This window comes from Effusibacillus dendaii (genome assembly GCF_015097055.1).
Taxonomy (GTDB): Bacteria; Bacillota; Bacilli; order Tumebacillales; family Effusibacillaceae; genus Effusibacillus; species Effusibacillus dendaii.
The window spans coordinates 3,125,745-3,138,642 of sequence record NZ_AP023366.1; the positions used below are offsets into that span (position 1 = coordinate 3,125,745).

Below are 12,898 nucleotides of genomic sequence, written 5' to 3' on the forward strand. Positions count from 1 at the left end.
GAATAACTAACGCAATTAATCGTTGAGCGAACGACTTTCAAGGGTTACTTAAATATTTTTGCGGGTCTATTTTAAATCGCAAATATCTTGTATGCTCAGTTGTTCGATTCTTCCATTTTGTTTTATACGTGATGTAGTGTTCATATCTGCCAAGCCCCAATTGAAGGCAAAGCGAGCCACACCACACGCTTTTGCGAAGTAGGTGGACTGCTTGTTATTCGGTTGAAGCGCAATCTTATGGCTTCTCAGCATCCTCAACCACCCGCTTCATCCCTTCTATGAGCTTCTGGTTCTTGCGTGAACGCGAACCGTAGAGCCGTGCAGAAAACACCGTGATAATCTCCAAAACATCCTTGGCGAGATCTTCTTCAAACGTAGTGTCTTCGCCCTGGTTGAGAATCACCACTTCCACCTCTTTCGCCTCACAAATGGCGAAGACCAGCTCCGCACCAAAACGAAGGAGGCGATCTTTGTGTGTGATGACCAGTCTGCCTACTTCGTCCTGCAAGATGGCGTGTAAGAGGCGTTTCAAACCTTTTTTGTGGTAGTTCATTCCCGATCCAAGGTCAGAAACCACTTCAAACGTCCACCCTTGCGAAGCGCAGTACATTTCAAGGACTTGTTTCTGTCGCTCCAAATCCTCTTTCTGATCGTGGCTTGATACTCTGGCATAGGCCACGGTTGTTCTGTCGCTGCGCTGAAGCCGGAACAATTCAGGCCGCAGTTTCACAAGATCGTATCGCCGATGGCCGCCGGGGGTAATTTCATCCGGTTGCAAACGGCCTTCTTTTTCCCATCGCCGGAGTGTTGTAATCGATACTCCCAACACCTTTGAAGCTTCGCCTATCGTTACTAATCTGTCCATATTGATAGTATACAGTCAGTTTTAGGCAGAATCAATGTTTACAGTTCAAGCCCTCTACGTATTTTTGGTAAATGGGGGAAATCTTGAGCAGACAGCGAATGATCTTTCGTTATCGATGAGCGGGTTGCGATATCGGATTCAAAAGATTGAAACTTTGATCGGACAAGAGCTTCGCAACCCCATCGTTAATTATCAACTTTTTTGACTTTGCAGACGTTGATCTTGACAGGAGAGATCGTCATTTAGAACCATTCTCCGTCGGCGGGGATCACAACCCGATCCATCACTCCCTCTTTGGCCAGGTACTCCTGCAGCGATTGCCTGCTTAGCAAGCAGTGGTTCCACGCTTCCATATGAACGACCGCTACTTTGGAGGTCGGCACTTTCCGGCAGACGGTCGCGACATCTTCTTTGGTCATAGTAATTGCACCGCCTTCCAGGAATTGAGCGGCTCCCGCAAACAGAACGACAACATCCGGTTGCCGATCCAACGCCGACTCCACTTCCGGACACCATACGGTATCGCCCGCAAAATAAACAGCAGGCTCCTTCTCTGCGGAGAGAATATAGCCGGATACAGGGCCCATTTTTTGCCCGATTTCACCGAGTCCGTGGCGCCCGCCTGTGCGAATGATACGGATATTTTCCCGGATTGTCTCATGTTCAATAGGGACAACGTTTGAGAAACCGTATTTTTGGATGTACGAAACATCTTCCGGTTGACAGAAAAATGGGATTTCGCGCGGCAACAGATTGGCCGCCGCATCATCAAAATGGTCGCGGTGACTGTGCGTCAATAAAATGGCATCCGGTGAAGTCAGCTCCTCGACAGCACACGGCAAATCAATCAGCGGATTCGCTTTCTGGTTGGACGTGTTGGGTGTTGCCGACATAGCGCCTGCCGGGCTGAACATCGGGTCAATCAGTATCGTTTTGGAACCGAATTGCAGCAGTAAGGTCGCGTGACGAATCAATCGGATTTTCAATGGGATGCCCCCCTGTTTTATAGGGAATGCATTTTTGGTTTTCACAAATCGCCCCGTCTGCTACCATAAAGACAAGGGGGCATGCAACGTGAACGAAACGATCAAACAGGCGGCGACGATGATTCTTATCCGGAACGGCGAAAACGGCCAGGGTATCGAAGTATATATGACGCAGCGCCCGGATACGATGAAATTTTTGCCTGGTTTTTATGTATTTCCGGGCGGCGTCATGCAGCCGGAAGATCGGGATGATCAGATTCATCGACTCTGCGTCAAACAGCGGTTGGAAGTGGATTTGTCCTATGCGGTGACCGCCATCCGCGAATGTTTTGAAGAAGTCGGTTATTTACTGGCTGATTTTGTTCCTCATCAAGAGACGAGGCCTCTTTCTGAAATACGCACACGCTTGGAAGCAGGCCAACTCCAGTTTCGCGAGTGGGTGGTCGAAAAGCAGATTCATTTGCAGACCGATAAAATTCGTTATTACGGGCATCGTATCACCCCTCGCACCGTGTCGCCCCGGCGGTTTGATACCCGTTATTTTTTGACCGTTCTTCCCCGCAGCATCGAACTGATTCCCTCCGAAAAAGAAGTGGCGCGGGCCGCTTGGATGGATCCACTCTACGCCCTGCAACAGGCGGAAAAAGGTATCTTTAAAATGGTGTTTCCGACAAAAGACGCATTGACCGATCTGGCGCGTTTCGACAGCGCATACGATGCGTTCCAAAACGGTCAAGGTGTCGGCACTCCGCGCCCGCACGAACTGGCCTAAACGGGTTGTATTCTGCCGCTGACAGGTGTTTGAACATTGCTGTCGCATCAAATGGCTTCCAAGTGATAAAACGATTATGGACGCAGTTGACAGGCTGTTGCTTGGGTGTCTTTCAGACTGTCCGATACGAGCCGTCTTCCGTTTTGGCAATTTTATTTTCGCGCATGAGTTTTTCCAGATGTCCCAGTACGGTTCGTTCTGCTACCCACAGCACGCTTGGATGGACTTGCCCCGCATAAATGGCTTGCACCAGTTCGGCTGCGTTTCGCGGCTGTTCCGCCAATAAACGTAAAACCTGCTGTTCGCGCTCCAGGCGGCGTTGGATGAAAAATTCAATTTTGGCCATCGTGTCATGAACCCATTCACCGTGACCGGGAGCAATCAAGGCGGGTTTCAACTCCAAAAAGCGGTGCAGCGTTTGCAGGTAATCGGTCAAATCGCCGTCGGGCGGTCCAATCCAGGTGGTGCCTTCCGCTACAATGTTGTCGCCGGTGACCAACAGTTTTTCCGTTTCCAGCCAGAGGCTCAGATGACCGCGCGTGTGGCCGGGCGTATGCAAAACTTGCAGTTGTTTGCTGCCGACTGTGATCATGTCGCCTTCCTGATATGTAATCTGTACGGTGTAAGGCGAAATTTGTTTTTCGACCGCTTCTTTTTCAAGTGCATGACAGGCGATCGGACATTGGTAAAAATCGGCCAGCGCTTTCGCCCCCGGACTGTGGTCCTGGTGATAGTGGGTGAGCAGGATGCCGGTTACTTTGGGATTGCCAAGCTTTGTTACATAATCGATAATTTCCTTGGCGGCTGCTGGATTTTCGTATCCTCCGTCAATAATCAGCGCTTCGCCTTGATCCGCAATGATGTACACATTCGTCGTGGTAGCCGGATACAGTGTGGGGGTCGAGACAGGTAAACGGTGCATCAAACCGGTTTCACTCATGGCGGAATCCCCTTTTTACAGAATTTTAATTTGCCCGCTCAGAAACAATAAAAATGCAAATAGAGTGTAAGGCTTGCCTATGCAAGAGGCTTGGCGAAGCCAAGTTTACTTTATTATAAATCACAAAAAGGAGTCAGAAAATGACTGAATCAATACAATCCCTATTGGCTTGCGACGGTTTTCTGATCGACCTGGACGGAACGATATACCGAGGCAATGAACTGCTGCCTGGCGCCAAGGAGTTTATCGCGTGGTTGGAGCGGATCGGCAAGCCCTATCTGTTTGTGACAAATAACTCGTCTCGCACAAACGAACAGTTTGCGCAAAAACTGCAACAGATGGGTATTTCGGCGGGGCCGGAGCATCTGTTTACATCCAGCCAGGCAACCGCTATGTATATCCGTGAACAGGCGGCAGCCGATCAACCGTCTGTCTATATTATCGGTGAAGAAGGGTTGTACACCGCTCTGCGGGAAGTCGGCTGCCGAATCGTGAATCGCATGGATGATGCCGAGACGGTTGCCGATACAGGGCTTGCCGATCGCGAAGACGAGGCTCTTAGGCTGGCGCGACCCGATTTTGTCGTAGTCGGAATCGATCGGCAGTTTACCTATCAAAAATTAATGACCGCCAGCCTCGCTATCCAAAATGGGGCGATTTTTCTGGCGACCAATGCGGACAAACGGCTGCCGACGGAACGGGGTCTGCTGCCGGGAGCCGGTTCGCTTTGCCAAGCGCTGTCCGCCGCATCCGGTCAGGAACCGGTTTGGATCGGCAAACCGGAAGTCCGCATGATGCGGTACAGTCTGCAACGGATTGGCACACAACCGGAACGGACCGTGATGATTGGCGACAATCTGGAAACTGATATCCGGGCTGGCCGACAGGCCGGATTGAAAACATTGCTCGTTTTGAGTGGGTATTCCTCGCGAGAGGATGCGGAACAAGCAGAGTATCCACCTGACTTTGTGATGAATGACCTGACCGATTTTTTACGGATTATTGCTGAGGAATGAGTCGAAAGACCTGTTTTTGCCGATAGGAAAAGAGCCCCTTGACCCTCCTATATATGGTGTATATAATTTGTTTGAGACAGCGAAGCACACTAGATGTAGTGTAGGTTACATAAACCCACTTCGTCAAACGAGCGGTTTCGGCAACAATCGAGCCAAGGAGGACCGTGATGCGGTGTCCATATTGTTACCATAATGATTCGCGTGTGCTGGAATCGCGCGCCAGCGAAGATCATGCGTCAATCCGCAGGAGGCGTGAATGCCCGGCCTGTCTGAAACGTTTTACTACGTACGAAAAAGTCGAAATGGCTCCGCTGTTAATCATCAAAAAGGACAACCGACGGGAAGAATTCTCGCGGGAAAAGCTGCTTCGCGGCATTCTCAAGGCGTGCGAAAAAAGGCCTATCGCGATGGAATCGATTGAGCAGGCGGTCGATGCGATCGAGCGGGAAATCCGCTCCGAATACGACAAGGAAGTGCCGGCTGAACGAATCGGGGAAAAAGTGATGGAAAAACTACGCGCCATAGATGCGGTGGCCTATGTCCGTTTTGCAAGCGTATACAGACAATTTCGCGATGTCGAGACATTTGCGCAGGAAATTTTACATCTGCTGGACAGCGAAAAAATAGGAGGCAAAAAACATGAAAACTGAGATGAACAGTATGTTGCCGTTTACTGCGGAAGACTTTCTTTCCCCAACAGGTGAGCGAATTGTAGCAGACCGCTATCTGCTGAAAGACGTAAAGAAAGAAACGCTGCAGATTGGCAGTCTGGTCGTCGCTGTTATTGATAAGAAGCGGGCCCTGCATGAATTGGCAAGAGTTGTTTCATTAAAGCCGGAGCAGCGTCTTGCTACAGTAGAACTGCGTGATGGATATCAGGTGGAACTTCCCTATGATCATATCGATGTTTTGAAAGAAACCGCTCCCCGCCAAATGTGGCAACGTATCGCGAAAGGGGCGGCAGCTGTAACGAAAGATCCGGCCAAGTGGGAAGAAAAATTTTATCAACTGCAAAGCGGGTGGAAATACGTACCGGGCGGCCGCATCAACGCTTCGATGGGTACCGGCATCAAAACCACCAGCTATAACTGTTTTGTGATTCCGAACGTTGGACCGACCCCCCGTGACTATGCCAATTCGTTCGGGCAGACATTGGAAATCCAGGCCCGTTCCGGCGGTGTCGGCATGAATCTGTCACAGGTACCGCCACAGGGAACGCTGGTGCCTGTAACGGATCGGCCGCGCACCCGCGAATTGCAGCTGGTGTTGGACGTTTGGCATGCCGATTTGCTTGACTTCCTGGCAGAAGAGTACAAGCACAGCACGAAAGTGGTCCGCATCAACAGCCAGTTTTTGCGGGCGGTGGAAGAAGGAAACGACTGGACATTCTATTTCCCCGATTTTGAAACGGAAGGATATGACCAAAATTGGACAGGCAGTCTGCAGGACTGGCTCGACAAAGGGTTGCCTGTCAAACAGGGTGAAACGTACCCGGCCGCCGAACTGTATGAGAAGATATTATCGAGCGGCGTTCTTGTTATGCAGGATGTACTGGGCGTAACGCTGATTCCAGGCGATCAGCGGGGTACGATCGCTTCTACGTTGGCAGACATGTGGGAAGCGATGATGGACGGTAAGCGCGTTTCGATTATCCTCTCTTCGCTGCGTCCCCGTTACAGCTATGTGCGCGGTGTAAACGGCCGCAGTTCCGGTGCGTACACATGGGGCCAACTGTTTGATAAAGGCAACCAAGTATTTGGCGATGGATTTGGACCGGTCGGTGTGGGTGAGATCATGAGTGTCGGCTGTCAGTTGACGCTGCAGGGCGGATCGCGGCGCGGCGCATTGATGCTGATTCTGAATGATAAGCATGCGGATGTTCGCAAGTTCATTTCCTGTAAACAAGTCGATGGCGTGATTACTGGCGCCAACATTTCGGTAGGTATTTCGGAAGAGTTTATGGCAGCCAAACAAAATGGAGAAAAATGGGCGATTGGTTATCCAAAACTGAGCGAAATGATGCAGTTTAACGGCAATTTCCAGGAATGGGAAGCAGCAGGCCATAAACTGGAGATCGCGCAGGAAATTCCGGCTGAGGAACTATGGGACGAAATCATGGAATCCGCCTGGAAATCGGCAGAACCGGGTGTGGTGTTCCTGGGGCGTTATAATTATATGTCCAATTCCCACTATTTTAATCCCATTATCGCCACCAATCCGTGCGGCGAACAGGGTCTCCCGGCATTCGGCATCTGTAACCTGGGGGCCGTAGTGCTCAGTCAATTCACAAACGGATTCGACCGGTCGAAGCAAAAGACCGATTTTAAAAACAAAAAACAGGCAGACTATATCTATAGCCAATTGCGGAAACATTTTTCGCAGGACAAAGCGGAATTTTTGCTGAACCACATCCGGTGGGAAGAGCTGGAGGAAGCGACACGCGTCGGTTTACGGTTCCAGGATGCGATTATCGACGCTACCTACTATCCGTTTGAAGAAAACCGCAAAAACCAAATGAACGAGCGACGTGTGGGACTTGGCATCATGGGTCTGCACGATCTGATGATCCACTGCGGCATCCGATACGGTTCAGAAGAATCGACGAAGTTGTGCGACGTGTTAATGGGCATGATGGCCGAATGGTGTTATCTTGAATCTGTGGAACTGGCGAAGGAAAATGGACCATTCCCGGCATTTGACGCAAAGAAATTCCTGCAGTCCGGTTACATGCAGTTGATGTCTGCTGAAAAACCGCACGTGACAGAAGCAATCGCCAAACACGGTGTGCGCAATGTAACGACGATGACGATTGCGCCGACCGGCACGACAGGCACCATGGTGGGTTGTTCGACCGGCTGTGAACCATATTACGCCTGGTCCTACTTCCGCAATTCGAGACTCGGTATGTTTGAGGAAAATGCGGAGATCGTAGATGAATTTTTGAAGCAGCATCCGGGTGCGGAACTGCCTGATTACTTTGTGACGGCGATGGATCTGACGCCGGAAGAACATGTGCGCGTACAGGCGGCACTGCAGAAATGGATCGATTCGTCCATCTCGAAAACGTGCAACGCGCCGAACAATTATACGGTGGAAGACACGAAGAAATTGTACGATCTGGCATATGAGCTGGGGTGCAAAGGCGTGACCATCTATCGGGACGGTTCCCGTTCCGAGCAGGTATTGTCGTTGAAAGACGAGCCGGACAAAGCGAAAGAAACGGTTGCCCAGGAATTGGTTGAGGAAGGGAAGTCGAACCCGGTTGTTGCCCAAGCTTCCGTCGATTTGTTTACCGCATCAGGCGATCAAGAGAGGGCGTATGTGCCGAAGTCCCGTCCGGATGTGCTGTATGGAGCTACTTACCGGAAGGAAACGCCGCTCGGTACCGCCTATATTACGATTAATGACGATCCGGAAACGCAAACGGCGAATGAGATTTTTGTAAACATCGGAAAAGCCGGTTCGGACGTCTATGCGTCAAACGAAGCGTTGGGACGAGCCATCACCTTGTACCTGCGGGATTCGCAAAATCCGGACAAAGAGGCCGTGCTGGTCAAGCATTTCTCCGGCATTGGCGGATCAAACGCGGTCGGCTTCGGTGACCGCCGCATCACATCAGTTCCGGACGCGATTGCCAAAGCGCTGATCGAGCATTCGGAAACATTCCCGCTGCGCCGCCTGAATCATCTGGAAACGGCTGCCTCCGTGCAACTGCCAACAGAACGGGTGTCTCTGCGAGAGTTCACGGTTGGCAAAGACCTTTGCCCGAACTGCCACCAGCATTCACTGGTTCGCCACGGCGGCTGCCACGAATGTGAAGCGTGCGGATACAGTAAGTGTTAGGGCGAACTAGAATTACCTGAATCAGTAAATCCTTTGTGATTTTTCATAATTAGTGAGAAAGAGACCTTGATATTCATTGTTTTGCATATTTATGCAAATGGATATCTTGGTCTTTTTTACGGATGAATTTTTGACTTTCAGCTAACAGATCAAAACTTTCTGCAAACAAACTCCAATCTTATAGAGTTCCCTGTCAGTATTCGAGAAGAAATTAGCCGGATATGGAGTAAGGAGTAAAAGGAGCAATTTACCTTTGCGGTGACGTTTATACATTGTAAGGCCAAAATCGTCTCACGTATGATTTTGGCCAAATTGGAGAACCGGTTTTGGTTGGTACCCGATAGTCTTCTTTATTCAACAGGCCGTTTGTTAGAGTTAGAATGTTTATTTACAGAGGCGTGAAAGATTATTATGGTACAACTACCAAACTTTGCCTCGGCCGTATACTCCGTATCTTCCGTAGGCAGATCCTACGTCGGCGCCGTAACCAGGTACAAGTAGGAAAAACAGAACAAAGATAATAAGGAATACGACCGCCCAACGGGTATATCCACCGAATACACCGTACACTACGCCATCCCCCCCTTGCAGTTGTCGTTTATAAACTATACGCAGGGGAAGTTTTGCGAAACGGCTATTATCTAACTTTTTCCAGAAACTACTTGGGGCCGCAATTGACGAGTTAAAAGTGATGACGGCAGATAAACCGGGTAGGGCGAAAGGGGAACCAGTATTTTTTCTGCTACCGTTTGTCACGCTGTTTGGATTGGGTGGACTCCGCTTTCACCACCGTTTCGTTTGTGTTCCCTATCATAAACGGGAAAAACAAAAATTTGGGACTCGGCAAACGTCTACGAAACAAGATATCCTAAAGATTGTGCAAACCTGGAAATTACCGCAGTAACAGGTTGTTCGAAGTAAATAAAGTTGTAGACCAAGGCTGTTAGACTCAGTATATATACAATCGAACAGGAGGGGGTTAGCCGCCCCCTCCTGTTCGATTCTTTGTAAACGAATGATCACATTTAATAATCAAAAATTGTTGCGGAGCGGGTCGTGCAAGAAGTTGACGCTTTGCTGGTTCGGGTGGAAGCCGCGTTGCGGGAGGCCGAATTTGACCAGGCTTTGCAGCAGACAGAAGATGCGGCGATAACCCGGATTTACCGAATCTTGGGGGAATTGCCGATGGCGGATGAAGCCGTGGTGTTGGACGCGGCCGGTTCCGTAAAGCTGGGGGCGAACCGTTTCAAAATAATGGACGATCTGGCCCGGCCGGATTGGCAAGATCCCGCTATCATTTCCCGGCTGCGAGAGGGAAGTGTGTACTACAGTCCGGTTCTGTTGGCGAATAACGGAATTCCTTCCGTCAAAGTCGTTGTTCCGTATTTTTCACCGGACAGGCGGATGTTTTGGGGCGGAATCGGGGTGCAGATCCGCCTGCGCAGTTTGTTTGAACTCGTCGGATCAAGGCATGCGGGAAAGCAGGAAGAGGTGTTTTTGGTCGATCAATCCGGCACTCTGATCGCCCACGACGATTTTACGAAAGTCCTGCAACAAACGGATGTCGCCAAAAGTTTTACCGTCCGGCATTTTCTGGAGGATGGAAACCCGGGCGGACTGCCTTCCCCCAACCGCTACCAGAATTACGCGGGACAGGAAGTGCTGGGCGTATACAGCAAGCTTGCCAGAACCGGGTGGGCGGCTGTCGTCGAACAACCGGTTTCGGCGGCGTTTGCCTCCATTTATTCATTGCTTGGCAAACTGGCCTGGTTCCTGTTCTTTATTGTAGCGGGCGCCGTTTTGCTGAGCGTTTTTTTCGGTTTATTCTTCACAAAGCCGATTGAACAATTAGAAAAAACGGTTCGCCAAGTGGGGCGCGGGGTACTGGATATTCGCATCTCTACAAGGCGGAAGGACGAACTGGGAAGTTTGATGACGGCGTTTAATCAAATGACCGCCCACTTGCGGATGCAATCGGAAAAACTGCTGCAGGAAAAAGAGCAGCTGGATGCGGTTGTGAACGGGATTGGAGCGGGATTGGCGCTGGTTTATCCGGATTGCCGGGTGGCCTGGATGAATCCTCTTCTGGAAAAATGGGTCCGATTCGACCGGAACAATCAGTTGTTCACCTGCCATCAAATGTTCGTTAACTCGCCAAATCCTTGCTCCGGTTGCCCGATAATTTTGCAGCGGGATACTCGCGAACTGTGGGACCAGCAGATTACCATTTTGTCGCAACAAGGGGAACAAAAGGTGTTGCGGCATCAAATTTACCATCTGGAACATGTTCGGCCGGGAGATCCCGAATATCTGATTGTCGTGGAAGATATCACAGAACAGCGGCGCATGGAAGAGATGCTCATGCAGGCCGACAAGTTGTCCGCACTGGGACTGATGGCTTCCGGCTTTGTTCACGAGATCAACAATCCTCTGGCGACGATTCAGGCCTATGCCGAAGATCTGGAGGACCGGCTGCGGAGCGAGAGGGACGGATTGACTTCCGAAGACGTTGCAAGATATTTGAGGATCATTCGCGACAATATTTCACGTTCCAAGAAGGTTACACAACACATGCTGAATTTTTCCCGCAAGTCGGAGTGGAAACAGGAGTATATTCACGTCCCGTCCGTATTGGAGGAAAGCCTGTCCTTGTTTGCCCATGCCTTCGCAAAAAAGCGGGTGCGGCTTGAGAAAGAATGGGAAACCGACCTGCCAAGGGTGAAAGGCGATTCGCTGCAATTGATGCAAGTTATTGTGAATTTGTTGAACAATTCTCTTGATGCTGTATCCGACAATGGAATCATCAAGCTGACAGTCGGTTTTGCAAACAGTCGCTTGCAAATTCGCCTCTGTGACAATGGGACGGGTATCCCAAAAGAATATCTGAACAAAGTGTTTGACCCGTTTTTTACCACAAAGAAAGTGGGGAAGGGAACGGGGCTGGGGTTGTCGATCTGTTACGGAATCATTACTCGCATGGGCGGAGTCATTTTGCTCAACAGTGTGGAAGGGCAGGGAACCGAAGCGGTGATCGATTTGCCCGTTATCGATTCAAAAGGGGGAGCAACCGGAGATGGAGTGGCAGAACATCAGGCTATTGATTGTGGATGATGAAACAGATTTGCTGGATCTTCTCCTGCAACGCTTGCAAAGAAAAGGGTGTACCGTCAGCGGTGCGGCTTCCTCGGAAGAAGCGTTGCGCCTGCTCGACGCAGCCTCTTTTGACGTTGGAATTTACGACATCAATTTGCCGGGGGTAGATGGCATTCAACTGCTCAGGGAAACCAAACACAAAAACCCTGACATGGAAGTCATCATGTTGACCGGTCACGGTACGGTGGACACCGCGATCGAAGCGATGAAGCTCGGGGCGTATGATTATCTGCGCAAACCGTACTCGCTCCCCGAACTGGAGGCGGTTTTGGCCAAAGCCGCCGAAAAGAATCGGCTGCGGGAAACAAACCGGGGGCTGAAGCAGGTCCTGCTGTCCGAAACCGGCCAGTTTGCCATTGTCGGACAAAGCCCGGCTATGCAAAATCTGTTGGATTTGACGCGACGCGTGGCGGACAGCGGAATTCTCATTTTAATTGAGGGGGAAAGCGGCACAGGCAAGGAATTGATTGCCAAAGCGCTGCACTTTTGGAGCGGCAGACGGGAACATCCTTTTATTGCCGTCAATTCCGCAGCCATTCCCGAAAGTTTGCTGGAGTCGGAACTGTTTGGACATGTGAAAGGCGCGTTTACCGGAGCGGTATCCGACAAACAAGGGTTGGTCGAGCTGGCGGATCGGGGGACATTGTTTTTGGACGAGATCGGCGAGATGCCGCTGGCTTTTCAGGCCAAACTGTTACGGTTTCTGGAGAGCCAGGAATTTCGGAGAGTAGGGGATTCCCGGCTGCGCAGGGTAGACGTAAGGGTAGTTGTGGCAACCAACCGGATTTTGGAGACAGAAGTCGCAAAAGGAAATTTCCGGGAGGATTTGTTCTACAGGCTGAATGTGATGAAATTGACGTTACCGCCTTTATGCGAGCGTATGGAGGATATTCCGTTGCTGATTGATCATTTTCTTGCCAAGTCCCGGAAAGGGCAAAACGTGGCAATTTCCGCAGATGCACGGAAGGCTCTTTGCAGATACCGGTTTCCCGGAAATGTGCGAGAGCTGTTCCATATGTTGGAACGCGGGATGGTTTTGGCGAAAGGCGGAGTGATCGAGACACGCGACCTCTTGATTCCGGAAGAGAGCATTGGAAAATCCTCTCTTGTGGACACCGATCAACTGATTTCCCTGCCTGAACTGGAAAAACAGCATATTCTGCGCGTGTTGAATGCATGCAAAGGGAACAAGACACAGGCGGCCAAGATATTGGATATCAGTGTGCGGAACTTGTACCGGAAACTGGAAGAGTACGGGATGCTCAATGTGACATTTTGACAGGGTTCAAACGGCGGCACCGGACAGCAACATCCGGTTTGCGG

The 12,898-nt window shown here is 50.5% G+C and carries 11 protein-coding genes; 7 read left to right on the forward strand and 4 right to left on the reverse strand.

Features of this window, described 5'->3' with window-relative positions:
• Positions 1–66 precede the first annotated feature (66 nt).
• On the reverse strand, positions 67–252 hold the full coding sequence (locus tag skT53_RS16570; protein WP_200758893.1) for a helix-turn-helix domain-containing protein: 186 nt from the start codon (positions 250–252) through the stop codon (positions 67–69).
• Positions 236–865 carry an IS607 family transposase gene (locus tag skT53_RS16575; protein ID WP_200758894.1) on the reverse strand — a complete coding sequence of 210 codons (630 nt, stop codon included), beginning with the start codon at positions 863–865 and terminating at the stop codon, positions 236–238. The genes skT53_RS16570 and skT53_RS16575 overlap by 17 nt, the downstream gene beginning before the upstream one ends.
• A 34-nt stretch (positions 866–899) precedes the next feature.
• Between skT53_RS16575 and skT53_RS16580 the strand changes: the two genes are divergently transcribed.
• On the forward strand, positions 900–1,070 hold the full coding sequence (locus skT53_RS16580) for a helix-turn-helix domain-containing protein (protein WP_200758895.1): 171 nt from the start codon (positions 900–902) through the stop codon (positions 1,068–1,070).
• A gap of 37 nt (positions 1,071–1,107) precedes the next feature.
• Here the strand turns inward: skT53_RS16580 and skT53_RS16585 are convergent, their stop codons facing one another.
• On the reverse strand, positions 1,108–1,851 hold the full coding sequence (locus skT53_RS16585; RefSeq protein ID WP_200758896.1) for an MBL fold metallo-hydrolase: 744 nt from the start codon (positions 1,849–1,851) through the stop codon (positions 1,108–1,110).
• Positions 1,852–1,939: 88 nt separating this feature from the next.
• On the opposite strand from skT53_RS16585, the gene skT53_RS16590 reads away from it, so the two are divergent.
• Positions 1,940–2,623, forward strand: a complete 684-nt coding sequence (locus skT53_RS16590) for an NUDIX hydrolase (RefSeq protein WP_200758897.1) — start codon at positions 1,940–1,942, stop codon at positions 2,621–2,623.
• Between the two features lie 112 nt (positions 2,624–2,735).
• Here the strand turns inward: skT53_RS16590 and skT53_RS16595 are convergent, their stop codons facing one another.
• Positions 2,736–3,563, reverse strand: coding sequence for an MBL fold metallo-hydrolase (locus skT53_RS16595; protein WP_200758898.1), 828 nt, complete (start codon positions 3,561–3,563; stop codon positions 2,736–2,738).
• A 140-nt stretch (positions 3,564–3,703) separates the two neighbouring features.
• Between skT53_RS16595 and skT53_RS16600 the strand changes: the two genes are divergently transcribed.
• The 5 genes from skT53_RS16600 to skT53_RS16620 all read left to right on the forward strand — a co-directional run bounded on the left by skT53_RS16600 (position 3,704) and on the right by skT53_RS16620 (position 12,854).
• Complete coding sequence (locus tag skT53_RS16600) at positions 3,704–4,579, forward strand: TIGR01457 family HAD-type hydrolase (RefSeq protein WP_200758899.1); 876 nt, start codon at positions 3,704–3,706, stop codon at positions 4,577–4,579.
• Positions 4,580–4,746: 167 nt separating this feature from the next.
• Positions 4,747–5,229: a transcriptional regulator NrdR gene (nrdR, locus tag skT53_RS16605; RefSeq protein ID WP_200758900.1), complete on the forward strand. Its 483-nt coding sequence runs from the start codon at positions 4,747–4,749 to the stop codon at positions 5,227–5,229.
• Complete coding sequence (locus skT53_RS16610; RefSeq protein ID WP_200758901.1) at positions 5,219–8,422, forward strand: adenosylcobalamin-dependent ribonucleoside-diphosphate reductase; 3,204 nt, start codon at positions 5,219–5,221, stop codon at positions 8,420–8,422. The genes nrdR and skT53_RS16610 overlap by 11 nt, the downstream gene beginning before the upstream one ends.
• A gap of 1,056 nt (positions 8,423–9,478) precedes the next feature.
• Positions 9,479–11,533, forward strand: a complete 2,055-nt coding sequence (locus skT53_RS16615) for an ATP-binding protein (RefSeq protein ID WP_200758902.1) — start codon at positions 9,479–9,481, stop codon at positions 11,531–11,533.
• On the forward strand, positions 11,496–12,854 hold the full coding sequence (locus skT53_RS16620) for a sigma-54-dependent transcriptional regulator (protein ID WP_200758903.1): 1,359 nt from the start codon (positions 11,496–11,498) through the stop codon (positions 12,852–12,854). The genes skT53_RS16615 and skT53_RS16620 overlap by 38 nt, the downstream gene beginning before the upstream one ends.
• Positions 12,855–12,898: the final 44 nt, after the last annotated feature.